Origin of the sequence: Micromonospora cynarisoli, assembly GCF_030518815.1 — a bacterium.
GTDB classification, from domain to species: domain Bacteria; phylum Actinomycetota; class Actinomycetes; order Mycobacteriales; family Micromonosporaceae; genus Micromonospora; species Micromonospora wenchangensis.
Genome location: NZ_CP130426.1, coordinates 3,716,486 through 3,740,857 on the forward strand (window position 1 = coordinate 3,716,486; position 24,372 = coordinate 3,740,857).

Sequence of the window (24,372 nt, forward strand, 5' to 3'; positions counted from 1 at the left end):
GGGGCGGCCGGTGCCGGTCGCCGGCCGGGTCGGGTCGCTCCGGCGCCCTCCGGGGGCGGCCGGCGGGCGGCCGGGTCCGGGTGGCCGGGCGGGCCGACGACTGACGGTCGAGCACCTTGGCGGCGGCCGCCCCGAGCAGTGCGCCGACCGTGACCACCGCGGTCGCCACCGCTGCCACCTGCCACGGCACCGGGCCGATCTCGGCCAGCCGGCCGCCGCCGAGCGGGCCGCCGGAGGCCGCCGCGGCGAGCCCGACGACCAGGCCGACCACCGGACCGGCGAGCGCGGCCGGGCCGAGCAGCGCCGGCCAGGCCGGCGGGGCCCACTCGTCGGCGTCCGGGCGGAGCAGCCGGCGGGCGAGCAGCCAGCCCGCCGTCATGCCGGCCAGCACGGGCACCGCCAGCAGCGCCGCGCCGAGCCCGTCGACCGGGCCGCTGGGCAGCCCGGCGAGCAGCGGTACGGCCGGTAGCGACCCGACGGAGACCTCGCTGAGCCGGACCGCCGTGCCGGTGCCGACGGCGAACCCGGGGCCGAGCAGATAGGCGGTCGACCAGACGGTGGCGTTGGGTGCGTAGGCGAGGCTGACCAGGGTGATCCCGGCCTGCCCGGCGACCCCGGTCCGGTAGGCCCCGATCAGGTCGGCGGCGTCTCCCCCGCCGGTCGCCACCGCCAGGCCCGCCGCGCTCGCCCCGGCGGCGAGCAGCAGCAGAGCGGCGACCAGGCCGGTGCGGACGCCGTCGCGCAGCACGGCTGGCGCGCGGTCGGCGAGCAGGCGGGTGACGGCGGTGGTGCGGGCCGCCCCGACCAGGGCGGCCAGCGTGCCGAAGAGCAGCAGGGTCAGCCCGGACCGGACCGGGGACACCCGCAGGCCGGCGCTGTCGACGAGCATCGCGGCCAGGACGCCGAACCCGGCGTACCCGATGCCGACCGCGAGGGCGACGGTGGCCGCCCGTCGGGGTGACCGGCCGCCGCGTGCGCCGACCGCGCGGCTGGCGTGCACCCCGGCCCGGCTCAGCCGCCAGAAGGCGAACGCGCAGAGCGTCAGCGGGACGAGGCCGAGCCGGCCGGCGGTGGTCTCCAGCGGCACCCCGTGGCCGAGCAGCCAGCCGCCGAGCCCGGCACGCAGCGCACCGACCAGCGAGCCGGCGTCCTCGCTGAACTGGGCCAGCCCGAGCACCGCCGCCACCGGCAGGTACGAGGTGACGGCGGCGCCGGCCGCGGCCACCCCGGCGGCGACGGGCAGCGGCGCCCGGGAGCGCCCGGACGGCTCCGGACGGCGGGGTGCGGGCACCCGGGCGCCACCGGCACGGCCGGGCGGCCTGCCGCCGGTGCGGGCACCGCTGGGACGGCGGGGCTGATCAGGGGTGGTCGAGGACATCGGCTCTACTCTGGCATGCCGCGCCGGTGGTGGCTGCCCGTCGGGGCCGCCCGAGACCGGCGAGTTCCGTGATCCACCGCCGTGCGGCCCCGATCCGGTTTAGCCTCGGCGCAGGGACGCGACCGAAGTCGTGGCACCGATCGCCCGGAGGAAGCCGTGAACGCTCCGTACCCACCGCCACCGGCCGCGGCCGGGCGGGACCGCACCACGCTCTGGGGGGTGCTCGGCATCGTCCTCGGCCTGATCTGCTGCGGCATCCTGGGCATCATCTTCGGCTACCTGTCGATCCGCGACGCCAAGCGGTACGGCCAGTCGCCGGTCCTCGGCTACCTGGCCATCGCGTTCGGCGTGATCAACATCATCGGCACCGCGATCTGGCGGGCCAGCGGGACGTACCCGCTCTGGAACGACTGAGGGGGCCGACCGTCTCCGGTCGACCCCCCTCGGTCGGTGCGTCGCTCGCTCGGGCGCTGCGGCCCACGGCTCAGCGGCCGGACATCAGCTCCCGCATCAGCTTGGCGGTCTCGGTGGGGGTCTTGCCGACCTTGACGCCCACCGCCTCCAGGGCCTGCTGCTTGGCCTCGGCGGTGCCCGCCGAACCGGAGATGATCGCGCCGGCGTGCCCCATGGTCTTGCCGGGGGGCGCGGTGAAGCCGGCGATGTAGCCGACCACCGGCTTGGTGACGTTGTCCTTGATGAACTCGGCGGCCCGCTCCTCGGCGTCGCCGCCAATCTCGCCGATCATCACGATCGCGTCGGTCTCCGGGTCGGCCTCGAACGCGGCGAGCGCGTCGATGTGGGTGGTCCCGATGATCGGGTCACCGCCGATGCCGACGCAGGTGGAGAAGCCGATGTCCCGCAGCTCGTACATCATCTGGTAGGTCAGCGTGCCGCTCTTGCTGACCAGGCCGATCCGGCCGGAGCCGGTGATGTCGGCCGGGATGATGCCGGCGTTGGACGCGCCGGGCGAGGCGATGCCTGGGCAGTTGGGCCCGATGATCCGGGTCTGCTCGCCCTTGGCCACGTTGTACGCCCAGAACGAGGCGGTGTCGTGCACCGGCACGCCCTCGGTGATCACCACGGCGAGCGGGATTCCGGCGTCGATCGCCTCGACCACCGCGCCCTTGGTGAACTGCGGCGGTACGAAGATCACCGTGACGTCCGCCCCGGTCTCCCGCATCGCGTCCGCGACGGAGGCGAAGACCGGCAGCTCGGCGCCGTCGAAGTCGACGGTGGTGCCGGCCTTGCGCGGGTTCACCCCGCCGACCACGGTGGTGCCTGCGGCGAGCATCCGCCTGGTGTGCTTGGAACCCTCGGAGCCGGTCATCCCCTGCACGATGACCTTGGACTCCTTGGTCAGCCAGATCGCCATCGTCAGACCCCCGCAGCAGCCAGCTCGGCGGCCCGCTCGGCCGCCCCGTCCATGGTGTCGACCCGCTGCACCAGCGGGTTCCCGGCGCCGTCGAGGATCGCCCGACCGGCCTCCGCGTTGTTGCCGTCGAGCCGGACCACGAGCGGCTTGGTGACCTTCTCGCCGCGCTCCTCCAGCAGGGCCAACGCCTGGATGATGCCGTTGGCGACCTCGTCGCAGGCGGTGATGCCGCCGAAGACGTTGACGAAGACGCTGCGCACCGACGGGTCGGAGAGCACGATCTCCAGGCCGTTGGCCATCACCGCGGCGCTCGCGCCGCCGCCGATGTCGAGGAAGTTGGCGGGCTTGACGTTGCCGTGCCGCTCGCCCGCGTAGGCCACCACGTCGAGGGTGGACATGACCAGGCCCGCGCCGTTGCCGATGATGCCGACCTCGCCGTCGAGCTTGACGTAGTTGAGGTCCTTCTCCTTGGCGGCCTGCTCCAGCGGGTCCACCGCGGCCTGGTCGACCAGGGCCTCGTGGTCCGGGTGCCGGAAGCCGGCGTTCTCGTCCAGGGTGACCTTGGCGTCGAGCAGCAGCAGCGTGCCGTCGCCGGTCTTGGCCAGCGGGTTCACCTCGACCAGGGTGGCGTCCTCGGCGACGAACGCCTTCCACAGCCCCACCGCGACCGCGACGACCTGGTCGGCGACCTCGGCCGGGAACCCGGCCGCGTCGACGATCTCCCGGGCCTTCGCCTCGTCCACGCCCTCGACCGCGTCGATCGGGGCCTTGACCACCTTGTCCGGGGTCTCGGCGGCGACCTGCTCGATGTCCATGCCGCCGGCCACGCTGGCGATGCAGAGGAAGGTGCGGTTCGCGCGGTCGAGCAGGTAGGAGAAGTAGTACTCCTCGGCCACGTCCGCGGTCACCGTGATCATGACCTTGTGGACGGTGTGCCCCTTGATGTCCATGCCGAGGATGTCGGTGGCCCTGGCCACCGTCTCGTCGGTGCCCTCGGCCAGCTTGACGCCGCCGGCCTTGCCTCGGCCGCCGACCTTCACCTGTGCCTTGACGACCACCCGGCCGCCGAGGCGTTCGGCGATCGCGCGGGCCTCCTCCGGGGTCGTGGCGACGCCGCCGGCGAGCACGGGCAAGCCGTGCCGCTCGAACAGGTCCCGCCCCTGGTACTCGTACAGGTCCACGATTGCGCGTCCCGTCCCGTCTCCGCGGCGCGCCGTCGCGCCGCCGCCAGCGTTGTGGAAACTCCGTTGACGCCTGTCATCAGTTGAAACAGGCCATTGGCCGCAGCCTAGCGAGGTGGGCACCGGCGGCAACCGAGCGGGTGCGCGGTGTGCGGTAATGCACAGCGCGCCCTCGGCGACTCGCCGGCGACACAGATCGGTCCACAGGTTGTCCCACGTAACGCGTAACCCCACCGTACGGGCGTCGTTGAGTCTGATGTCGGAGCGCTGATCAGCGCGAAGGCGGGAGCGGCCGATGCCCTGTCGGTCGAGGGGTGGCGGCGGGGCATCGTGCATAGAAGGGCCGGGCGTGTGAGGGGTGCGTCCGGCCCTTCACCCTGCCCGGATTCGGAAGCCTTCCCTCACCGGACGTCACCCCGGCCGCGCCGGGGGTCACGGCACGACGAAACGGCGGCGTCCCGGGACCGGCACACCACCGTCGGCGTACGGACGGGCGCGGCGCGCCCGGGGTCGTCAGGCGACCGGCTGGGCCACGTTGGCGCGGACCCACTCGACGATCGACTGGGTGGTCGCGCCCGGCGTGAAGATCTTCTTGACGCCGATCTGCACCAGCTCGGGAATGTCGGCGTCGGGGATGATGCCGCCGCCGAAGACGACGACGTCCCGCGCGTCCCGCTCGGCGAGCAGCTCCAGCACCCGGCGGAAGAGCGTCATGTGCGCGCCGGAGAGCACCGAGAGGCCGACCGCGTCGGCGTCCTCCTGGATGGCGGTCTCGACGATCTGCTCCGGGGTCTGGTGCAGGCCGGTGTAGATGACCTCCATACCCGCGTCACGCAGGGCACGCGCCACCACCTTGGCACCCCGGTCGTGGCCGTCGAGGCCCGGCTTCGCGACGACTACCCGGATACGAGAGCTCATCAGCGCACACCCTTCACGGCTCCGCGGCTACCAGCTGAACGAACGGTAACCCGGCCCACCGGGGGTGGAGAACCCGGGCCGGACCCCTACCGTCCCGGCCCGCCCCCGGGAAGCCGGACGCCTCCGCCGATCGGTCACTGTGCGCGACGAACGGGCAGGAAGGGGGACAGCCGTCCGGCGTCTACAGCTATGACAATGATGGACGGAAAGGGACAGAACGAATCGCCGGTTCGGGGCCCACGCTTGTGACCGGAGCGGCGGAGGGCTAACGTGTCCACGGTTGTCATCAGGTCCACGGACGGGTGATGACGCGATCAACGATCGTCGGGGCGGCTGCACCGATCGGTCCGAGGTTGCATCGGATCCCCGACAACGGAGGGTGTGCGTGCGCCAGCGCCTGTCGTCTGAGCCCGATAGATATCGCGGCCGTCGCCGCGTACCCACCCCCCCGCGGAGCCGCTACGCGGCGGTCGTGACCACCGCGTTCGTCGGCGCCGGCATCGTCGCGCTCGGCGCGGGGGCGATGCCGGACGCCAAGAGCGTCAGCCCGTCGGTCCTCGACGAGCTGCGGCAGGCCTCGATCACCAGCCAGGACGCCGCCGACCGGGCCGACGCCGCCGACCGGGCCACCCGCAGCGACGCCCGGGACAGCCAGCCGGGCGTCAACGAGCAGGACCCGTGGCTGCTGCCCATGCAGGGCTACGACTTCAACTCCCCGTACGGCATGCGCTGGGGCAAGCTGCACACCGGCATCGACCTGGTCGCGCCGGAGGGCACCCCCTACGTGGCCATCCACTCCGGCACGGTCACCAAGGCCGGCTGGTTCGGCGGCTACGGCTACGCGGTGATCGTGCAGCACGCCGATGGCAGCGAGGCCATCTACGGCCACTCCTCGGCGGTGAGCGTGCACGAGGGCCAGCAGGTGAAGGCGGGCGACCAGCTCGGGCTGGTCGGCAACACCGGCCACTCCTACGGAGCGCACCTGCACCTGGAGGTCCATGTCAAGGGCCAGCCCCTCGACCCGGTGCCGTGGCTCCAGGAGCGCGGAGTGGACATCAAGCTGCAAGTGGAGGCGTACTACACCGAGGCAGCCGCTTCCTGACGCTCGGTAACGCCTGTTCACCGCCCGGATCTGCGGATCCGGGCGGTTTTTCGTGCGGCCAAGTCTGCTGCGTCACACTCCGCAGTGTGACCGAGCGCACGTCCGGGCCACGTCGCGCAACAGGTCAGACACCATCCCGGCGGGACATAGCCGGGCAGGCCGCCGGGCGACCTCGGCTACCGGCCGGTACCCGTACCCGCCCCGGCGCACGTCGCCACCCAGGATGGTCCGGGTCCGAAACCCCCTGAGTAGTTGAAGGTCCACCGTGCAGGAAGACAACAACCGCCCGGACGACGGCACCACCCGCGACGGGAACCCCACCCGCACCGGCCCCGGGGCCAGGATCACGGCCGCTGTGGTCCGGCACCGGCGGCGTCACCCGCGGGGCGCACGCACCCTGGCCGTCGGCGTCGCCGCGCTGGTCGGCCTCGGCCTGGCCGGGGTCGCCACGGTCATCCTCGACCGGGACGACGCCCCCGAACCGGCTGCCGTCGCGCTCGACGCCCGCGAGCGGGCCGAGGCCGCCGCCCGCGCCGACCGGTCCGCCCGCGAGTCGGCCGTCCCGGCCAGCCCCACCGCCGTGCCGACCCCCGCCACCGCCAGCCCCACCCCGACGGCAACGGCGACGAAGAAGGCCACGACCAGGCCGAAGGCCACCGCGAAGCCGAAGGCCACCGCCAGGAAGGCGACCACGCCGAAGCCGAAGCCGTCCTGGGTGATCCCGATGGCCGGAGCGCAGATCACCTCGTGCTACGGGCAGCGCTGGGGCACCCTGCACGCCGGCATCGACTTCGCCCTGCCGGCGGGCACCCCGATCCGCGCCGCCGCCGCCGGCACGGTCGTCAAGGCCGGCGACGTCGGCGACGGCTACGGCATCTCGGTCTTCATCGACCACGGCAACGGCTACCTGACCCACTACGCCCACCAGAGCAGCGTGAAGGTCTCCGTCGGGGACCGGGTCGGCGTCGGCGAGGTGATCGGCTACGAGGGCTCCACCGGCGACTCCACCGGCCCCCACCTGCACTTCGAGGTGCACCAGGGGCAGATGTGGAACCAGATCGACCCGGCGCCGTTTCTGCGCGCCCGGGGCATCGACGTGGCCTGCTGAGCCGTACCGCGGACGGGCCCGGCCGGCAGCACGCCGACCGGGCCCGTCGGCGTCGCCTCAGAGCTTGTCGAGCGGGGCGTGCCGCAGCACCAGCCACATGGTCTGGTCGCCGAAGTCGATCTGCGCACGGGCGCTCGGCCCGTGCCCCTCGACCGCGAGCACCCGCCCCAGGCCGTAGCGCTGGTGGTTGACCCGGTCACCGGCCGACACCTTCGGCCCCTGCGGCAGCTCGCTGGCGGTGGCCAGCCGACTGGCGTCCACCCCGAGCCGTTTCGCCAGCTCGGCCGCCCTCGGCGTACCCCCGGTGAAGCCGCCACGCCCGCCGGGCGCGCGGTCCGCGCGCCCCCCGACGCCGCCGCCCCCACCGGCCCACGAGGTGTACGTCCCCTCGGTGCGTTCCCAGCGCACCAGTTCCGGCGGCAACTCCTCCAGGAAGCGCGACGGCGGGTTGTACGACGGCTGCCCCCAGGCCGAACGGGTGACCGCCCGGGACAGGTAGAGCCGCTGCCGGGCCCGGGTGATGCCCACGTACGCCAGCCGCCGCTCCTCCTCCAACTCCCGGGTGTCGCCAAGCGACCGCAGGTGGGGGAAGACGCCGTCCTCCAGGCCGGTCAGGAACACCACCGGGAACTCCAGGCCCTTGGCGGTGTGCAGGGTCATCAGGGTGACCACGCCCTGATGGGGCGCGGCGTCGTCCGCCTCGACGCCGTCAGGTGACGAGCCCGGTTGGACAGGGATCTGGTCGGCGTCGGCGACCAGCGCCACCTGCTCCAGGAAACCGGCCAGGGTGGCCCGCTCGTCGTCGCCGCCCAGTGCCTCGATCCGCTCGGTGTACTCCCGGGCGACGCTCACCAGTTCCTGGAGGTTGTCGACCCGGCCGGCGTCCTGCGGGTCGAGGCTCTCCTCCAGCTCGGTCAGGTAACCCGAACGGGTCAGCAGCGCCTCCAGCACCTCCTCCGGGGTGCCCTCCTCGGCCAGCTCACGGGCGCCGTCGAGCAGCGCGACGAACTCGGCGATGGAGTTGGCGGCCCGGGTGGAGATGCCCGGCGCCTCCCGGGCCCGGCGCAGCGCCGCCCCGAAGGAGATCCGCTCCCGGCTGGACAGCGCCTCGACGCACGCCTCGGCCCGGTCGCCGATGCCCCGGCGCGGGGTGTTCAGCACCCGGCGGAGGCTGACCGTGTCGTCGTCGTTGACCACCGCGCGTAGGTAGGCCAGCGCGTCGCGGACCTCCTTGCGCTCGTAGAAGCGCACCCCGCCGACCACCTTGTAGGGCAGGCCGACCCGGATGAACACCTCCTCGAAGACCCGGGACTGGGCGTTGGTGCGGTAGAAGACGGCGACGTCGCCGGGGCGGGTCTCCCCCGCGTCGACCAGCCGGTCGACCTCCCGGCCCACCCAGTCGGCCTCGGCGTGCTCGGTGTCGGCGACGTAGCCGACGATCTGCTCACCCGCACCGGCGTCGCTCCACAGCCGCTTGGGCTTGCGGGAGGTGTTCCGGTCGATCACCGCGTTGGCGGCGTTCAGGATGGTCTGGGTGGAGCGGTAGTTCTGCTCCAGCAGGATCGTGCGGGCGTCGGTGAAGTCCCGTTCGAACTCCAGGATGTTACGGATCGTCGCACCCCGGAACGCGTAGATCGACTGGTCGGCGTCGCCGACCACGCACAGCTCGGCCGGGGCGATCCCCTCGGTGCCGGCGACCAGCTCCTTGATCAGGGTGTACTGCGCGTGGTTGGTGTCCTGGTACTCGTCGACCAGGACGTGCCGGAACCGGCGGCGGTAGCTCTCCGCGACGTGCGGGTGCGACTGGAGCAGGTGCACCGTCGTCATGATCAGATCGTCGAAGTCCAGCGCGTGCGCCTCCCGCAGCCGCCGCTGGTAGAGCGTGTACGCCTCGGCCAGCGCCCGCTCGTTGGGCCCCTTGGCCCGGCCGGCGAACTCCTCCGGGTCGACCAGCTCGTTCTTCAGGTTGGACACCTGGGCGGCCAGCCCCCGGGCCGGGTAGCGCTTCGGGTCGAGATCCAGCTCCCGGGCGACCAGCTGCATCAGCCGGCGGGAGTCGTCGGCGTCGTAGATGGAGAAGGTCGACTTCAGGCCGGCGTGCTCGTGCTCGGCGCGCAGGATGCGCACGCAGGCGGAGTGGAACGTCGACACCCACATCAGCCGGGCGCGCGGGCCGACCAGGTGGGCCACCCGTTCCTTCATCTCACCGGCGGCCTTGTTGGTGAAGGTGATCGCGATGATCTCGCCGGGATGGACGTCCCGCGCGGCGAGCAGGTAGGCGATCCGGTGGGTGAGCACCCGGGTCTTGCCGGACCCGGCCCCGGCCACGATCAGCAGCGGCGAGCCGGCGTGGGTGACCGCGTCCCGCTGGGGACCGTTCAGGCCCTCCACCAGGGCCTGCGGGTCGAGGCGGTGGGTCGGGCCCGGCCGGCGCGGCGGAACCGGCGCGGACTCGGGCGCGGGCGGGGACGCGGGGATGTCGAAGAGAGGATGCATCGCACGGCGAGTCTATGCCGTCGGCCGGACACTTCCCGCCCGCGCACGCCCGAACCGACCGCGCCCCGCCGCCGCGCGGACGTCCGGCCGCCGACCGGCCGGGACTGAGACGAACCTGTCACGGTGGCCCCACTGGCATCTTGCGCCCCGAGGCGCGACGATGACCCGGGAAATCCCCGCCTGCTCCCCCGTAGACGACTTGGGAGAACAACCATGAGTCAACCGCGCTCGCGCGGTCGGGCCGTGCTGCGTCACCTCGCCGCGCCGGCCCTCGCCCTGGCCGTCGTGGCCAGCCTGCCCGTCACCGGCCGCGCCACCACGCCGTCGGCCGACGCCACCCCCGGGGCCGGCCTCGCCCCGGTCGCCGTCTCGTACGCCACCGCGACGGGTGGCGAGGTCAAGGGCCAGTTCCTCAGCTACAACGACTTCCACGGCGCGATCGACCCGCCCGGCGGCAGCGGCGCCACCGTCAACGGCACCCCGGCCGGCGGGGTGGAATACCTCGCCACCTGGCTGAAGAAGCTGCGGGCCGAGGCGAAGGCCGAGGGCCGGGTCACCACCACCGTCGGCGCGGGCGACCTGATCGGGGCCACCCCGCTGGTCAGCGCCGCCTTCCACGACGAGCCCACCATCGAGCTGATGAACCAGGTCGGCCTCGACGTCAGCTCGGTCGGCAACCACGAGTTCGACGAGGGCGTCAAGGAGCTGCTCCGGATCGACAAGGGCGGCTGCCACCCGGTCGACGGCTGCCAGGACGGCGACGGCTTCGCCGGCGCGAAGTTCACCTACCTGGCCGCCAACACCATCAACAAGAAGACCAAGCTGCCGATCCTGCCCCCGATCGACGTGAGGTTCGTCGGCGGCGTGCCGGTCGGCTTCGTCGGGGTCACCCTGGAGGGCACCCCGGGCATCGTCAACCCGGCCGGCATCAAGGACGTCACCTTCACCGACGAGGTGCAAACCGCCAACAAGTGGGGTGGCCTGCTCAAGCTGTTCGGCGTCAAGGCGATGGTGCTGCTGGTGCACGAGGGTGGCGCGCAGTCCGCGCCGCCGGCCACCCCGGGCGTCTCCGACTGCGCCAACTTCTCCGGCCCGATCGTCGACATCGTCAAGGGCCTGCGGCCGGAGTTCGGCGTGGTGGTCTCCGGGCACACCCACCGTTTCTACTCCTGCTCGCTGCCGAACTCCTCGGGCAAGCCGAGCGTGGTCACCAGCGCCGGCAACAACGGCCAGCTGGTCACCGACATCGACTACTCGCTGGACCGGCGTACCGGCCGGTTCACCGGCATCACCGCGAAGAACGTGATCGTGGAGAACGGCGTCCGCAACGCCGACGGCACCTGGCAGCAGACCGGCGGGGTGTTCGCCAAGAACCCGGCGCTGGTCGACGCGGGCGCGAAGGCGCTGGCCGACAAGTACCGCACGGCGGTCGCCCCGATCGCCAACCGGGTGGTCGGGAAGATCAGCGCGGACATCGTGCGGGACGCCCGGCCCAACGGGGAGAGCCCGCTCGGTGACGTGATCGCCGACGCGCAGCTGGCGTACACGAAGGGCGACGGGGCGCAGCTCGCGCTGATGAACCCGGGCGGCGTACGGGCCTCCCTGGCGTACGGGGCGTCGGCCGGTGGCGAGGCGCCGGGCGAGGTGACCTACGGCGAGGCGTTCACCGTGCAGCCGTTCAACAACCTGGTGGTCACCCAGACGTTCACCGGCGCGCAGCTCAAGAACGTGCTGGAGCAGCAGTTCGTCGGCTTCAAGGGGCAGACCACCCAGCGCATCCTCCAGCCGTCGGCCGGGCTGACCTACTCGTACGACAGCACCGCGCCGGCCGGCTCGCGGGTCAGCGCGCTGGCCCTGAACGGCACCCCGGTCGACCCGGCGGCCAGCTTCCGGGTCACCACGAACGACTTCCTCGCCAACGGCGGGGACGGGTTCACCGAGCTGGCGGGCGGCACCGGCCGGACCACCGCCCCCGGCTTCGACGTGGACGCCCTGGTGGCGTACCTGGGTGCCGGCGCGCCGGTCGCCCCCACGGCGGCGGACCGCATCACCCGGCTGGGCTGACCGGCGGGAAGGGCCCCCGTCGGCGCGTGCGCGCGCCGACGGGGGCCCTTCCCTCGCCCGTCCGGGTGCTTGCGCGGCCGGTCACCGGTCGGCATACTCGACGACGTGATCGAGCGGCGGTTCTTCTTTTACTACGGCACCGGGAGTCCGGCAGCCGTGGGTCGCGCCTGATCGACAGACCTACGAAAGCCCCGGGCTCGGAGAGCCCGGGGCTTTTTCGTCCCGGGATCCGAACACCGGGCCCGAGACCCGAGGGGTACGACGATGATGACTGACGTGGTGGAGTCCAGCGGTGGCCCCGCGCGGCACGACGATCAGGCCGGGGCGGACCCGACCGGGGCCGCGGCTGCCCGTACCGGCACCGGCGACACGGTGGCGGCCGAGCGGATCGTGGCGATCAGGGAACGGATCGACGAGATCGACCGTACGCTGATCGCGCTCTGGCAGGAGCGGGCGGCGCTGTCCCAGGAGGTCGGGGTGACCCGGATGGCCTCCGGGGGCACCCGGCTGGTGCTCTCCCGGGAGCGGGAGATCCTGGAACGCTTCCGCAGCGAGCTGGGGGCCGACGGCACCCAGCTGGCGCTGCTGCTGCTGCGGGCCGGGCGCGGGCCGCTGTAGCGGCGACCGGGCGGGCGCGGGCCGTGGTGGACGACGAACCGCCTGCCGCCGTCGGGTGACGGTGGCAGGCGGCCCGGGTCGTCTCACGCCTCGTGCGTGGCGACGATCTCCCGCTTCTCGGCGAAGTGGCAGGCGCTCGGGTGGTCCGAGCCGGGGCGGATCTCCAGCAGCGGCGGCTGCTCGGCGCAGACGTCCTGCGCCTTCCAGCACCGGGTACGGAACCGGCAGCCCGACGGCGGGCTGATCGGCGAGGGCACGTCACCGGTGAGCCGGATGATCGCCTTGTTCTCCCGCAGCGTCGGGTCCGGCACCGGCACCGCCGACAGCAGCGCCTGGGTGTACGGGTGGGTCGGCCGCTCGTAGATCTCGTCCTCGGTGCCGATCTCGACGATCTTGCCGAGGTACATCACCGCGACCCGGTCCGACAGGTGCCGCACCACCGACAGGTCGTGCGCGATGAACACGTACGACAGGCCCAGCTCGTTCTGGAGCTTCTCCAGCAGGTTCATCACCTGCGCCTGGATCGAGACGTCCAGGGCGGAGACCGGCTCGTCGCAGACGATCACCTCGGGACGCAGGGCGAGCGCCCGGGCGATGCCGATGCGCTGCCGCTGGCCGCCGGAGAACTGGTGCGGGTACCTGTTGATGTGCTCCGGGTTGAGGCCGACCAGGTCGAGCAGTTCCTTGACCTTGTCCCGGCGGCTGCCGCGCGGCGCGGCCTCCGGGTGGATCTCGAACGGCTCGCCGATCAGGTCGCCGACGGTCATCCGTGGGTTCAGCGAGGTGTACGGGTCCTGCATCACCAGCTGGATCTGCCGGCGCAGCCGCCGCAGCGCGCCACCGGAGAGCTTGGCGATGTCCTGGCCCTTGTAGTGCACCGTGCCGGCGGTCGGCTTCTCCAGGTTCATCAGGACCCGGCTCAGCGTCGACTTGCCGCAGCCCGACTCGCCGACCACGCCCAGCGTCTCGCCGGCCTTGAGGTCGAACGAGACGCCGTCGACGGCCTTGACCTGGCCGATGGTCTTCTTGAACACGATGCCCCGGGTGACCGGGTAGTGCTTGACCAGTTCACGGACTTCGATGATGTTGTCAGTCACGGTTCACCAGCTCCTCGGCGAAGTGGCAGGCGCTGGCCCGACCGGTGCCGATCTGCAACAGCGGGGGGACGGTCTCCCGGCACACCGGCTGCGCCATGGGGCAGCGCGGGTTGAACGGGCAGCCCGGCGGGATGTTCATCAGGTTCGGCGGCAGGCCCTTGATGGTGCGGAGCTGCTGCCCCTTCTCGTCCAGCCGGGGGATCGAGTTGAGCAGGCCGAGGGTGTACGGGTGCGCCGGCTTGGCGTACAGGTCGTAGACGTCGGCTTCCTCGACGATCCGACCGGCGTACATGACGGCGATCCGGTCCGCGACGTCGGCGACCACGCCGAGGTCGTGGGTGATCAGGATCATGCCCATCCGGCGTTCCCGCTGGAGTTCGCCGAGCAGGTCCATGATCTGGGCCTGCACGGTCACGTCCAGCGCGGTGGTCGGCTCGTCGGCGATCAGCACCTCGGGGTCGAGCGCCAGCGACATCGCGATCATCGCGCGCTGCCGCATGCCGCCGGAGAACTGGTGCGGGAAGTTGCTGAACCGGCCCTTGGCGTTCGGGATCTTGACCTGGTCGAGCATCTCGATCGCGCGCTTCTTGGCGTCGGAACGGCTCATCCCGCGCCGGACCCGGAACTGCTCGGCGATCTGGAACCCGACGGTGAAGACCGGGTTCAGGGCGGAGAGCGAGTCCTGGAAGATCATCGCGATGCCCTCGCCACGGATGCGGCGACGTTCCTCGGCGGACATGGTGAGCATGTCCTTGCCGTGGAAGCGGACCTGGCCCCCGGTGACGAAGCCGGGTGGCATGTCCAGGATGCCCATGATGGTCTGCGCGGTGACGCTCTTACCGGAGCCGGACTCGCCGAGCACGGCGAGGGTCTCCCCCGCGTCGACGTGGTACGTGACTCCGTTGATGACCTTGGCGACGCCGTCCCGGGTGCGGAACTCCACCCGCAGGTCGTCGACCTCGAGCAGCCGACCGGAGGGGCGGCCGGATCCGTCGGCGCCGGGCGCGGACTGCTCGGACACGAGAATGTCGGACAACTCAGTCTCCCCTATCGGAGCTTCGGGTCGAGGGCCTCGCGGACCGCCTCGCCGAGCATGACGAAGCTCAGCACGGCGGTGACGAGGAACGCGGAGGGGAAGAAGAGCAGGAAGGGCGAGACCCGGAGGTAGTTCTGCGCTTCATTGATCATGATGCCCCAGGAGACCACCGGGCTCTGCAGGCCGATACCCAGGAAGGAGAGGGTGGCCTCGGCGCCGATGAAGGAGCCGATCATGATCGTCCCGTAGACCAGCAGCGGTGCCAGGCAGTTCGGCAGCAGGTGCTTGAAGATGATCCGGCCGGTGCTGGCACCCATCGCGCGGGCCGCCACGATGTAGTCGGCCTCCTTGGTGGCGAGCACCGAGGAACGCATCAGCCGCATCACCACCGGCCAGCTCAGCAGCACCAGCGAGCCGATCACCAGGAACTTGATCTCCCACTCGCCGTTGTTGGAGCCGGCGCCGTTGAACGTGGTGAGGATGACGATCGCGCCGAGCACGAACGGCAGACCGAAGAAGATGTCGGTGATCCGGGAGAGCAGGCCGTCGATCCAGCCGCCCTTGTAGCCCGCGATGATGCCGACCGTCCCACCGATCAGCAGGGTGCCGATCGTGGAGAGCAGCGAGACCACGATGGAGGCGTTGGCGCCGTAGATGACCCGGGCGTAGACGTCGCGGCCCTGCACGTCGTAGCCGAACCAGGCGTCCGACGACGGCTCGACCCGGCTGAGGGCCAGCACGCCGTTGTCCGGGTCGCCGGAGGTGAACAGCGACGGGAAGGCCGACATCACCACGAAGAGCACGATGAAGGCGGCGGAGATCCAGAACAGCGGCTTGCGACGCAGGTCGAGCCAGGCGTCACCGAGCAGGCTGCGCGGCTTCTCCTTCTTGCCGGCGGGTCCGGCGGTGGCCGGAGAGCTTGCCTCGGTCAACTGCTCGGGACGGGGCGTGCTCACGATCGAAGCGGCACTCGGGTCGCTCATGCCTGCACCTCGCTGCGCTCGGCGCCGGCCTGGTTGCCCGCGCACACTGCAATGACGGTTCGTTCGCTGCTGCGCTCACTCATAGCGGATCCTCGGGTCCAACGCGGCGTAGAGAAGGTCCACCAGCAGATTCATCACCAGGTAGACGAGCACCAGCACGACCACGATGGAGACAACGGTAGCGCTCTCCTTGGTGACGATCGCCCGCAGCACGGTGCGGCCGATGCCGTTGATGCCGAAGATGCCCTCGGTGATGATCGCGCCGCCCATCAGGGCGCCGAGGTCGGTGCCGAGCAGGGTCACCACCGGGATCAGCGAGTTGCGCAGCAGGTGGATGCCGACCACCCGGCGCATCGGCAGCCCCTTGGCGATCGCGGTACGCACGTAGTCGGCCCGCCGGTTCTCCGCGATGCTGGTGCGCGACACCCGGGCGATGTACGCCATCGACGCGCTGCCCAGCACGAAGCCCGGTAGGAGTAGTTCGGAGATCCGCATCTCGTTGGAGACGGTCGGCTTGACGATGCCCAGCTTCACCCCGAAGAACCACTGGAGCACGAAGCCGACCACGAAGACCGGCAGCGCGATCAGGAAGAGCGTGGAGACGAGGACCAGGTTGTCCAGGAAGCCGTTGCGGCGCAGGCCGGTGAGCACACCGGCGGTGAGGCCGATGACACCCTCGATGATCAGGGCCACCAGGGCCAGCTTGAGGGTGTTCGGGTAGGCGGTGGAGATGATCTCGCCGACGTCGCGCCCCGACCAGGTGGTCCCGAAGTCGCCTTGCAGGAGGTTCTTCATGTAGGTGGCGTACTGCACGAACCAGGGCTGATCCAGCTGGAACTTCTCGGTCATCATGGCCCGGTAGTTGTCCGGGCAGCCACGGTCACCGCACTTGCCGGCGAACGGGTCCCCGGGGACCTTCCACACCAGCAGGTAGATCATCAGCGTCGTCCCGATGAACACCGGGACGAGTTGGAGCAGCCGTCTCACCAGATAACGGCCCATGGGGTGGTCCTCCTGACAAGGGGTGTGCCGGGGGCGGGGGTGCGGCCGACACGGGTGGCGACAACGTGGCGAGGGGTGGGGTGCACCCACTCGCGGAACGGCCCCGGGTCGGGCTCACCGGTAGGCGAGCCCGACCCGGGGTCAGACCGTTCGGATCAGAGCTCGACGGAGGTGATGTCGAGCTCGCCGACGTTGGTCAGCTCCATCTTCTTGATCTTCTCGGAGTGACCGGACTGCTGGCCACCGAAGTAGATCGGCATCGACGGAACGTCCTGGTCGATCTTCTCGACCGCCTTGGCGAACAGCTCGTGCGAGGCCTCCAGGCTCGGGGCGGAGCTGGCCTGCTTGGCCAGGGCGTCCACCTCGGGGTTGCTGTAGAGACCGTCGTTCGAGGAACCACCGGTCACGTAGAGCGGGTTGACCCAGTTCTCGACGTCCGGGTAGTCCTGCTGCCAACCGGCGCGGTAGGCGCCGTCCATCTTGTGGGCGTTGATGTTCTGCCGGAAGACCGCGAAGGTCGGCACACCGACGGCGACCGCGTCGATACCCAGGTTGGTCTTGATCTGCTGGGCGACGGCCTCCATCCAGTCCTTGTGGCTGGCGTCGGCGTTGTAGTACATCTTCAGCTGCCCGGTGAAGCCACCGGCCTCGGTCAGCAGGGTCTTGGCCTGGGCCACGTCGAAGGCGCACGCGGTGCAGTTGCCCGGCTTGGCACCCGGGGTCAGCGGGTTGGCCCAGCTGTCGGCCGGCTTGCGGTTACCGAAGAAGATCTTGTCGGTGATCTCCTGCCGGTTGATCGACAGCGAGATCGCCTTGCGCAGCTTGGCGTTCTGGAAGCGCTTGTCGTAGATCGGGAACGCGATGATGCCGGTGGACGGCGTGGTCGACGGGATCGCCCGGTCGGCCAGGTCGGCCTTCCACTTGTCGCCGGCCAGCGAGGAGACCGGAACCTGCTGCTGGAAGTCCAGGTTGTTGGAGACCAGGTCGTTGTAGGCCGCCGTGTCGTCCTGGTAGATCTTGACGGTGACGTCCTTGATCTTCATCTTGTCGCGCAGGTTGTAGTCGTCGAACCGCGTCAGCTTGATCGCGACGTTGTTCTCCCACGAGACGAAGCTGACCGGGCCGTTACCGATCGGCTTCTTGCCGAAGGCCTCGGCGCCCTGCGAGAAGAACGCGTCCGGCAGCGGCATGAAGGTGCTGTAGCCGAGCTTGGTCGGGAACACGGCGGTCGGCGCGGCGAGCGTGACCTCGAAGTTCCAGTCGTCGACGACCTTGAGGCCGGACATCTCCTTGGCCTTGGGCTCGGGAGCCTTCTTCGGGCCGTCGCCGTCCGGGTCGGAGGTGTTGACGTCGGCGAAGCCGGCGATGTCGGCGAAGAAGCTGGCGTTCTGCGCGCCGTTCGGCGAGTACGCGCCCCAGTTCCAGGCGTCCACGAAGTTCTTGGCCTTGACGACGGTGCCGTCGTGGAACTTCGTGTTCTGCTTGATCTTGATCTTGTAGACCTTGGAGTCGCTGGTCTCGATCGACTCGGCCAGCGCGTTCTGCGGCGCGCCACCGTTGTTCGGGTACTCGACCAGGCCGGTCCAGAGCCAGTCGATGATCTTGCCGCCACCGGTCTCGGTGGTGTTCGCCGGAACCAGGGGGTTCTCCGGCTCGGTGCCGTCGACGACGATGGCACCGTCCGAGCTGCTGGCGCTACCGCCTTCGTCGTCGTTGCCGCTGGAGCAGCCGGACGCGATGAGCGCGAACGCCGCACCCATCGCGATGGCGCCGCTCGCCCGCTTCGAGACTCTCATTCCGAGGGGCCTCCTCTTTCTAACCTGGTTCCGTCGTGGGTTTCACGCACGTTGGGGGGTGACACCGCACGGCGATCCTGTGTTGCGGATCACCGGTTACCGCAGAGAAATCGGGACACCCCAGGGGGACCGATCCGCCGGGCCACCGCACTCCCGCACTCGGCCCCCGGGCAGGCTCGACGACCACGATCCGCGCCATGGGCAGCGGTGACGTGGTCGGTCGGGACACACGGGTGCCTCACGTCAGGGGTGAGGTGCTGCCACTGTGACACCCACCGGCCCATTACGTGAAGGTGCCGTTATCAAGCCGTTAGTTGCCCGCCATGTTGCCGATACTTGAGAAAAGATCATGAGATGCCCTGGTCGTACCGCTCTGAGCAGGAAAGACAGCAAGTCTGCTCCGCCAGGTAGTGACCGACGGGTAGCAAGTGTGAGCTTTCCCGCGGTCCGGTCGAGGCGGTTCGACGTCCACCGAGAGTTGGCCGATCTCGACCATCCGGATGATGGCGACTTCCGCCGGGCGGAGGCAAGTCCCGCCCGGCCGGCCGACGACACCGGCGCAGGTCCGCGCCGGGTCGTCCGGACGCCACCACCACGGCGCCGGGGCCGCCCCGCCGGCCCGGGTCACCCCGGCGGAGACGGGCCGGCCCCGGCACCGTAGCGGTGCCGGGGCCGGAAATGTCCTTACCTCAGACGGTGAAGCGGATCCGGCGACGGCGGACCAGCAGCACGGCCACCGCGCCGAACGCGAGCAGGGCCATCCCGGCCAGGGCCGCCAGCGCGATCGGCGACCCGGTCAGCGGCAGCCCACCACCGTTGCTGGCCGGCGAGGTCGACGGCGCCGGGCTGGCCGGCGGCGACGAGGACTCCGCCGGGGTCGACGGCGACGGGGACTCCGCCGAGGGCGACGGGGACGGCGTCGGCGACCCGGACGGCGAGGCCGACGGCGACGGCGAGGCCGGGGCGGCGGCGAAGGTCGCCGCCGCGTCGGCGGTGACCGAGGTGCCGGTGCTGCCACCCAGGATCAGCTTCTGCTTGGCGTTCTTGCCGCCGGAGAAGAGGAAGACCCGGCCGAAGGAGACCGAGTCCGGGGCGGAGACGGTCACCGTGACCCGGCCGGCGGCGGTGGCGGTCAGCCAGAACCGGCCGCCGTTGGTGGTCGTACCGACCGGACCCCCCTCGGCGTCGACGGCGCTGCCGCCCTCGACCTTCAGCGCGATCTCCCCGGCCGGCCCGTGCACGGTGAACGGCCCGGCCCGCCCGCCGGTGGTCGCGGTGGCCGAGGCCGGGTCCAGGCTCAGCTCGGCCTTCGGCTCCGGCTGGTCGGTGGCGTTACGCACCAGGTAGTCGTGCACCCGGCGGATCACGTCGTACTCGGCGGCGGCGGTCAGCCCCCGCTCCCAGTCACCCAGGGTGATGCCGTCGCTGAAGTGCCAGACGGCCGTCTGGGTGCCGAAGTAGAGCAGCGTGTCGCGCCGGGAGTCGGGCAGCCCGGCGGGCAGGCTCGCCCCGGCCGCGGCGAGCAGCTTCGCCCGGTCGGCGTTGGGGTAGCCGTGGGTGAGCACCCACTGCACCCGGCCGAGGTTCTTCACCTCCGACTCGTCCCAGCTGCCCTCGGCGTACTCGCCGTTGCGGGCCACCGGGGTGTGGAAGTCGATGCAGAAGACCGGCACGGTGCCGTCCTTCAGCTCCAGGGCCAGCGCCGAGGTCTTCTGCGCCCGACCGTCCAGCTTCAGCGTGACGCTGGTGCCCGGCACCGCCCGCGCCACGCCCTTCGTCGCCGGCTCGGCGGCGGCCGGACCGGCCACGGCGAGCACCAGCGCGCCACCGGTGACGAGCGCCGTGGCGATACCCGCCCAGCGTCGTCCTCGTTCTCCGAACATCAGTTCCGTGCACCTCTCCCCAGGGGTTGGCCCGCTCCCGGCGGGCCGGTGTGCGTCGCCCCCGGGCGGGGTCGTGACACCACCCGCACGCGCGAAGGCGACGGGGCATTATGCGACACGAATTGATCTCTTGTCAGCCCTGGGGCGATGCTCCCGGAATGGGAGGTGTCAGACGAGTCGTCGGTCCGCCGCCCAGCGGGACAACTCGTACCGGTTGGACATCTGGAGCTTGCGCAGCACGTTCGACACGTGCGTCTCGACCGTCTTGATCGAGATGAACAGCTCCTTGGCGATCTCCTTGTACGCGTACCCCCGGGCGAGCAGGCGCAGCACCTCGCGCTCGCGGTTGGTGAGCTGGTCCAGCTCGGGGTCGGCGACCGGGGCGTCCGGCCGGGCCGCGAAGGCGTCCAGCACGAACCCGGCCAGCCGGGGGCTGAACACGGCGTCCCCGTCGGCCACCCGGCGGATCGCGTCGGTCAGCTCGTCCGGTGAGATGGTCTTGGTCACGTAGCCCCGGGCGCCCGCCCGGATCAGCCCGATCACGTCCTCGGCGGCGTCGGACACGCTCAGCGCGAGGAACTTCACCTGCGGGTGGCTGCGGCGCATCGCGTCCAGCACCGCCCGCCCACCGCCGTCGGGCATGTGGACGTCGAGCAGCACTACGTCCGGCCCGGTGGCGGCGATCCGGGCGACCGCCTCGGCCACCGTGCTCGCCTCCCCCACCACCTCGACGTGCGCCCCCAGTTCGGCCCGGACCCCGGCCCGGAACATGGCGTGGTCGTCGACCAGGAAGACCTTCAACCGTTGCGCCCGGTCCGGCGTGCCCGTTCCCGGTTCCATCGACTGTTCCGCCATCTCAGCTGTCCCTTTCCGCCGTGGAGCCGGTGCCGTTGATCGGCAGCATCAACCGGACCTCCGTCCCCTCCCCGGGCTCGGAACGGATCTCCGCCCGGCCACCGTGCCGCTTCATCCGCCCGATGATCGACCCTCGGACCCCGTGCCGGTGATCCTCCACCGTATCCGGGTCGAAGCCCTTGCCCCGGTCCCGGACGAAGACGCTGACCTGCTCCGGCTCGACCTCGGCATAGAGCGACACCGTCTGCACCCCGGCGTGCCGGGCCGCGTTGACCAGCGCCTCCCGGGCCGCCGCCACCAGCGCGCCCACCCGTTCGTCGGTCTCCCGGTCGCCCACCACCACCGCCTCGACGGTGATCGCGAAGGTGTCCTCCACCTCGGCGGCGGCCTGTTCCAGCGCCGCCGCGAACCGCTCGGTCGGCGAGGCGGTCGGCTTGTAGAGCCAGTTGCGCAACGACCGCTCCTGGCCCCGGGCGAGGCGCTGCACCGTCTTGACGTCGCTGGCGTTGCGCTGGATCAGGGCGAGGGTGTGCAGCACCTGGTCGTGCACCATGGCGGCCAACTCGGCGCGCTCCTGCTCGCGGATGCGCCCCTCCCGTTCCGAGCGGAGCTGGTTCCACGTCCGCCACAGCACCGGCGCGGCGACCACCCCGACGCCGACCAACCCGACCAGCGCGAAGATCACGCCGTTGACCACCGCGTCGACGTTCTGCACCGGGGAGTAGACCGCCGCCACGCCGATGATGCCGACGGCCACCAGCACCGCGCCACCGGCGAAGCGGAGCACGAGGGCCCGCCGGTCGGTCTCCTCCACCACCGCGCCGAGCCACGGCACCGGCATCGACCCGCTCCACTGCCGGCGACGTTCCGGCGCGGACTGGTGCCAGATCACCCCGGCGCCGACCGCGATGATCGCCACCAGCCAGCCGGCGGTGCCCGCCGCGCCGACCGAGTCGAAGAGCATCACCTGGACCAGCAACACACCGAGGCCGATCGCCACGAACGGCAGCAACTGCCCGGGGTCGCGCCGGGGCGGCGTGGCGGTGTCGCCCGGTCGCAGCGGCACCACCGCCCAGAACGCCGCGTACAGCAGCAGGCCCAGGCCACTGAGCCCGAGCAGCACCATGAACGCGACGCGGACCCGCAGCACCGAGATGCCGAGGTGGTCGGCGATGCCGGCGGCCACCCCGGCGGCCAACCGGTGCTCGGGCGCCCGGTAGAGGCGGGGTGGCGGCGGGGTCACGACGCTGATCGGAGGCTCCCTGGTCACGGTGGGTGGTGGACGGGCACCTGGCGGTACGGTGCCGCTCCGATCGTCACACGCCCGGGACGCCGCCGACCACGGGGACGCCCCCGACATCCGCCCGCCGGGATCTCAGGGTGGGGTCAGGGTCGGTTCCGGAGGCAACCCGGCCCGACGACGGCGCAGGATCGAGTCATGACCGAGGACCCCGCCCTGCCGCCGTACCCTCCGGTGGCCGCATCGGGTGGTACGCCACCGCCCGGTCCCGCCGCCGGGCCGGACCCCACGGCGTCCGCGTCGCCCACGGGGGGCGACGACACGCCACCACCGCCCGGTGGCTACCCCCCGCCGTCCGGCGGGGCCAGCTTCACCTCCCGGTACGGCCTGGTCCGGCCCCGCGACGGCCGTTACCTCGCCGGGGTCTGCGCGGCGATCGGCCGGGCCACCAACACCGACCCGGTGCTGTGGCGGGTGCTGCTCGCCGTGCTCGGGTTCTTCGGCGGGGTGGGCATCCTGGTCTACGTCGCCGGCTGGTTGATCATCCCGGGCGAGGGCGACAGCGCCTCCCCGCTGGAGTCGATGCTCGGGCGGGGCCGGTCGAGCATGTCCCCGATCACCGTGATCATGCTGACCATCCTGGTCGCGGTCAGCTTCGGCTACATCGTCACCGACGCGTTCCGGGCGGTGCTGCTGGGCACGGCGATCCTGATCGGTGGCGCGCTGCTGCTCAACCGGGACAGCCGGTCCGGCTTCGCCGCCGCCGGTCCGGCACCCGCACCGGCCGGGCCGCCCGGGCCGGTGCCTCCGGTCGGTTACCCGGCGCCCGCCCCGTCCACCCCGCCCGCGCCCGCCGTGCCGTTCCCGGCCGGTGCCCCGGCGGCTCCCCGGGCGAGCGGGGCGGTGGGCTGGCCGGCGCAGGGGGCGACCGCTGCGCCGCCGCCCTGGCCGGCGGCCCGGCCGATGGAGATCACCGCGACCCGGGCGGAGGCGCCGGGCTGGCCGCCCCGCCCACCGGTGCCCGGTCGGCCGGCCGCCGCACCGGCCGTGGTCCCGCCGTCACCAGGTACGGGCTACCGGCCGCCGTTCGCCCCGCACGGCCCGTACGCCCAGGGGGGCCCGCCGCCCCCGCCCGCGCCCCGGGTCAGGCCGCCGAAGAAGCCGAAGGAACGCTCGGCGCTGGGTGCCGCCACCTTCTCACTGATCTTCCTGGCCCTCGGCGTGGTGGCCATCCTGGACCTGCTGGACGTCTTCCCGATCGGCGCGGCCGGCTACTTCGCGGCGGTGCTCGCCACCATCGGGCTCGGCCTGCTGGTGGGCACCTGGTTCGGACGGGCCCGCTGGCTGATCGCCCTCGGTCTGGTCGCCGCCGCCGCGCTCGCCGTCGCCACCGTCGCCGAGTCCTACGACCGGGTCCGGGGCGTCGACGGGGCGGTCACCTGGGCACCGACCAGTTACCGGGAGCTGGCCGACCGCTATGAGAACAGCTTCGGCGACACCACCCTGGACCTGCGCGCGGTGGACTTCGACAAGCGGGACACCGACCTCACCGTGGTGGTCAACTTCGGGGAGGCCACCATCGTGGTCCCGCCGAACGTGGACGTCACCGTGGTGACCAACGTCAAGGCCGGGGAGGCGACCGTGTTCGGGCGACGTAGCGGCGGATTCGAGGGACAGGCACGGCAGGTCACCGACCTGGGCCCGGACGGTGCCGGCGGCGGCACGCTGCGGCTCACCGTCCAGGTCAACGCCGGCAACCTGGAGGTGACCCGGTGAAGGCCCACCGCACCGACCTGGTGTCGTTCGTCTTCGGGCTGCTCTTCGTCGGCCTCGCCCTGTGGTGGCTGCTGGCCCAGATCCTCGGGTTGGCCCTGCCGGCGGTCGGCTGGTTCCTGGCCGGCGCGCTGGTGCTGATCGGGCTGCTCGGCCTGGTCGGCGCGGTACGGTCGGCGCGGACCACCGACACCGGGTCCGTGGCCGCCGGCAGCGCCGCGACCCCCATGCCGGCCCCGGCCGGCCCGACGACGGCCGACCCGGGTCGGCAGGTGGGCGGCCCGACGGGCAGCCCGCTGGGCGGCCCCGTGGCCGGGTCCGACGAACGGGTCGGCTGGCGGGACACCGCCGAACTGCACCTCGGCGACCCGACGGACGAGCCGGGACGGCCGGGCGCGGTGGACCACCGACCCGGGCAGGACGGGCCGGCCCGGATCGGCGACGGGGACACGCTGCGGTGGCCGAGCGAC

18 protein-coding genes and 2 pseudogenes are annotated in these 24,372 nt (G+C 71.9%); 7 read left to right on the forward strand and 13 right to left on the reverse strand.

Translation table 11 applies throughout. The annotated features are described in order from the left end of the window. Positions 1-103 precede the first annotated feature (103 nt). Positions 104-1,378 (reverse strand): annotated as a pseudogene (locus Q2K16_RS15735) (cell division protein PerM); the annotation flags it as partial. Between the two features lie 156 nt (positions 1,379-1,534). Between Q2K16_RS15735 and Q2K16_RS15740 the strand changes: the two are divergent. Then, entirely contained in the window at positions 1,535-1,792 is a 258-nt protein-coding gene (locus Q2K16_RS15740) for a hypothetical protein (RefSeq protein ID WP_302746309.1), read from the forward strand. A gap of 70 nt (positions 1,793-1,862) precedes the next feature. Here Q2K16_RS15740 and sucD read toward each other — a convergent pair whose 3' ends face one another. From sucD to icmB, 3 genes are all read right to left on the reverse strand, one after another. Continuing rightward, complete coding sequence (gene sucD / locus Q2K16_RS15745; RefSeq protein WP_302746310.1) at positions 1,863-2,750, reverse strand: succinate--CoA ligase subunit alpha; 888 nt, start codon at positions 2,748-2,750, stop codon at positions 1,863-1,865. Between the two features lie 2 nt (positions 2,751-2,752). Continuing rightward, on the reverse strand, positions 2,753-3,931 hold the full coding sequence (gene sucC / locus Q2K16_RS15750; protein ID WP_145921670.1) for an ADP-forming succinate--CoA ligase subunit beta: 1,179 nt from the start codon (positions 3,929-3,931) through the stop codon (positions 2,753-2,755). A gap of 513 nt (positions 3,932-4,444) precedes the next feature. Next, a complete protein-coding gene (gene icmB, locus Q2K16_RS15755; protein WP_302746311.1) occupies positions 4,445-4,849 on the reverse strand; it encodes a coenzyme B12-dependent isobutyryl CoA mutase small subunit in 405 nt (134 codons plus the stop codon). Positions 4,850-5,234: 385 nt separating this feature from the next. Here icmB and Q2K16_RS15760 point away from each other — a divergent pair, with 385 nt between their 5' ends. Continuing rightward, positions 5,235-5,951: a M23 family metallopeptidase gene (locus tag Q2K16_RS15760; RefSeq protein ID WP_302746312.1), complete on the forward strand. Its 717-nt coding sequence runs from the start codon at positions 5,235-5,237 to the stop codon at positions 5,949-5,951. A gap of 343 nt (positions 5,952-6,294) precedes the next feature. Then, the gene (locus Q2K16_RS15765) at positions 6,295-7,059 is read left to right on the forward strand and encodes a M23 family metallopeptidase (RefSeq protein ID WP_489671920.1); all 765 of its coding nucleotides are present in this window, start codon (positions 6,295-6,297) and stop codon (positions 7,057-7,059) included. Between the two features lie 57 nt (positions 7,060-7,116). Here Q2K16_RS15765 and pcrA read toward each other — a convergent pair whose 3' ends face one another. Next, entirely contained in the window at positions 7,117-9,555 is a 2,439-nt protein-coding gene (gene pcrA, locus Q2K16_RS15770; protein ID WP_302746313.1) for a DNA helicase PcrA, read from the reverse strand. Positions 9,556-9,768: 213 nt separating this feature from the next. Here pcrA and Q2K16_RS15775 point away from each other — a divergent pair, with 213 nt between their 5' ends. Then, positions 9,769-11,619, forward strand: coding sequence for a bifunctional metallophosphatase/5'-nucleotidase (locus Q2K16_RS15775; protein WP_302746314.1), 1,851 nt, complete (start codon positions 9,769-9,771; stop codon positions 11,617-11,619). 264 nt (positions 11,620-11,883) lie between these two features. Then, a complete protein-coding gene (locus Q2K16_RS15780; RefSeq protein WP_302746315.1) occupies positions 11,884-12,237 on the forward strand; it encodes a chorismate mutase in 354 nt (117 codons plus the stop codon). An 83-nt stretch (positions 12,238-12,320) separates the two neighbouring features. Here the strand turns inward: Q2K16_RS15780 and Q2K16_RS15785 are convergent, their stop codons facing one another. The 8 genes from Q2K16_RS15785 to Q2K16_RS15820 form a co-directional block, all read right to left on the reverse strand. After that, on the reverse strand, positions 12,321-13,334 hold the full coding sequence (locus Q2K16_RS15785) for an ABC transporter ATP-binding protein (protein WP_302746316.1): 1,014 nt from the start codon (positions 13,332-13,334) through the stop codon (positions 12,321-12,323). Beyond that, a complete protein-coding gene (locus tag Q2K16_RS15790; RefSeq protein WP_204925028.1) occupies positions 13,327-14,355 on the reverse strand; it encodes an ABC transporter ATP-binding protein in 1,029 nt (342 codons plus the stop codon). The genes Q2K16_RS15785 and Q2K16_RS15790 overlap by 8 nt, the downstream gene beginning before the upstream one ends. A gap of 26 nt (positions 14,356-14,381) precedes the next feature. Continuing rightward, positions 14,382-15,353 (reverse strand): ABC transporter permease, encoded by a 972-nt coding sequence (locus Q2K16_RS15795; protein WP_302746317.1) that lies wholly within the window; start codon positions 15,351-15,353, stop codon positions 14,382-14,384. 75 nt (positions 15,354-15,428) lie between these two features. Then, complete coding sequence (locus Q2K16_RS15800) at positions 15,429-16,355, reverse strand: ABC transporter permease (RefSeq protein WP_088645799.1); 927 nt, start codon at positions 16,353-16,355, stop codon at positions 15,429-15,431. Between the two features lie 155 nt (positions 16,356-16,510). Then, positions 16,511-18,151, reverse strand: a complete 1,641-nt coding sequence (locus Q2K16_RS15805) for a peptide ABC transporter substrate-binding protein (protein WP_145921677.1) — start codon at positions 18,149-18,151, stop codon at positions 16,511-16,513. Positions 18,152-18,840: 689 nt separating this feature from the next. Continuing rightward, the gene (locus Q2K16_RS15810; protein WP_302746318.1) at positions 18,841-20,034 is read right to left on the reverse strand and encodes a thioester domain-containing protein; all 1,194 of its coding nucleotides are present in this window, start codon (positions 20,032-20,034) and stop codon (positions 18,841-18,843) included. A gap of 168 nt (positions 20,035-20,202) precedes the next feature. After that, positions 20,203-20,889 (reverse strand): response regulator, encoded by a 687-nt coding sequence (locus Q2K16_RS15815; protein ID WP_302746319.1) that lies wholly within the window; start codon positions 20,887-20,889, stop codon positions 20,203-20,205. 1 nt (position 20,890) lies between these two features. Further along, positions 20,891-22,159 (reverse strand): ATP-binding protein, encoded by a 1,269-nt coding sequence (locus Q2K16_RS15820; RefSeq protein ID WP_302746320.1) that lies wholly within the window; start codon positions 22,157-22,159, stop codon positions 20,891-20,893. 168 nt (positions 22,160-22,327) lie between these two features. On the opposite strand from Q2K16_RS15820, the gene Q2K16_RS15825 reads away from it, so the two are divergent. Together Q2K16_RS15825 and Q2K16_RS15830 are read left to right on the forward strand one after the other, a co-directional pair. Then, positions 22,328-23,905: a PspC domain-containing protein gene (locus tag Q2K16_RS15825; protein ID WP_302746321.1), complete on the forward strand. Its 1,578-nt coding sequence runs from the start codon at positions 22,328-22,330 to the stop codon at positions 23,903-23,905. After that, positions 23,902-24,088: pseudogene (locus Q2K16_RS15830) on the forward strand (hypothetical protein); the annotation flags it as partial. The gene Q2K16_RS15825 and the pseudogene Q2K16_RS15830, both read left to right, overlap by 4 nt. Positions 24,089-24,372 lie beyond the last annotated feature (284 nt).

Bases quoted from the DNA above. Each gene is read 5' to 3' on its own strand.
- sucD (WP_302746310.1), bottom strand. From the start codon at position 2,750: ATGGCGATCTGGCTGACCAAGGAGTCCAAGGTCATCGTGCAGGGGATG.
- icmB (WP_302746311.1), bottom strand. From the start codon at position 4,849: ATGAGCTCTCGTATCCGGGTAGTCGTCGCGAAGCCGGGCCTCGACGGC.
- pcrA (WP_302746313.1), bottom strand. From the start codon at position 9,555: ATGCATCCTCTCTTCGACATCCCCGCGTCCCCGCCCGCGCCCGAGTCC.
- Q2K16_RS15775 (WP_302746314.1), top strand. From the start codon at position 9,769: ATGAGTCAACCGCGCTCGCGCGGTCGGGCCGTGCTGCGTCACCTCGCC.
- Q2K16_RS15780 (WP_302746315.1), top strand. From the start codon at position 11,884: ATGATGACTGACGTGGTGGAGTCCAGCGGTGGCCCCGCGCGGCACGAC.
- Q2K16_RS15795 (WP_302746317.1), bottom strand. From the start codon at position 15,353: ATGAGCGACCCGAGTGCCGCTTCGATCGTGAGCACGCCCCGTCCCGAG.
- Q2K16_RS15800 (WP_088645799.1), bottom strand. From the start codon at position 16,355: ATGGGCCGTTATCTGGTGAGACGGCTGCTCCAACTCGTCCCGGTGTTC.
- Q2K16_RS15805 (WP_145921677.1), bottom strand. From the start codon at position 18,151: ATGAGAGTCTCGAAGCGGGCGAGCGGCGCCATCGCGATGGGTGCGGCG.
- Q2K16_RS15810 (WP_302746318.1), bottom strand. From the start codon at position 20,034: ATGTTCGGAGAACGAGGACGACGCTGGGCGGGTATCGCCACGGCGCTC.
- Q2K16_RS15815 (WP_302746319.1), bottom strand. From the start codon at position 20,889: ATGGCGGAACAGTCGATGGAACCGGGAACGGGCACGCCGGACCGGGCG.
- Q2K16_RS15825 (WP_302746321.1), top strand. From the start codon at position 22,328: ATGACCGAGGACCCCGCCCTGCCGCCGTACCCTCCGGTGGCCGCATCG.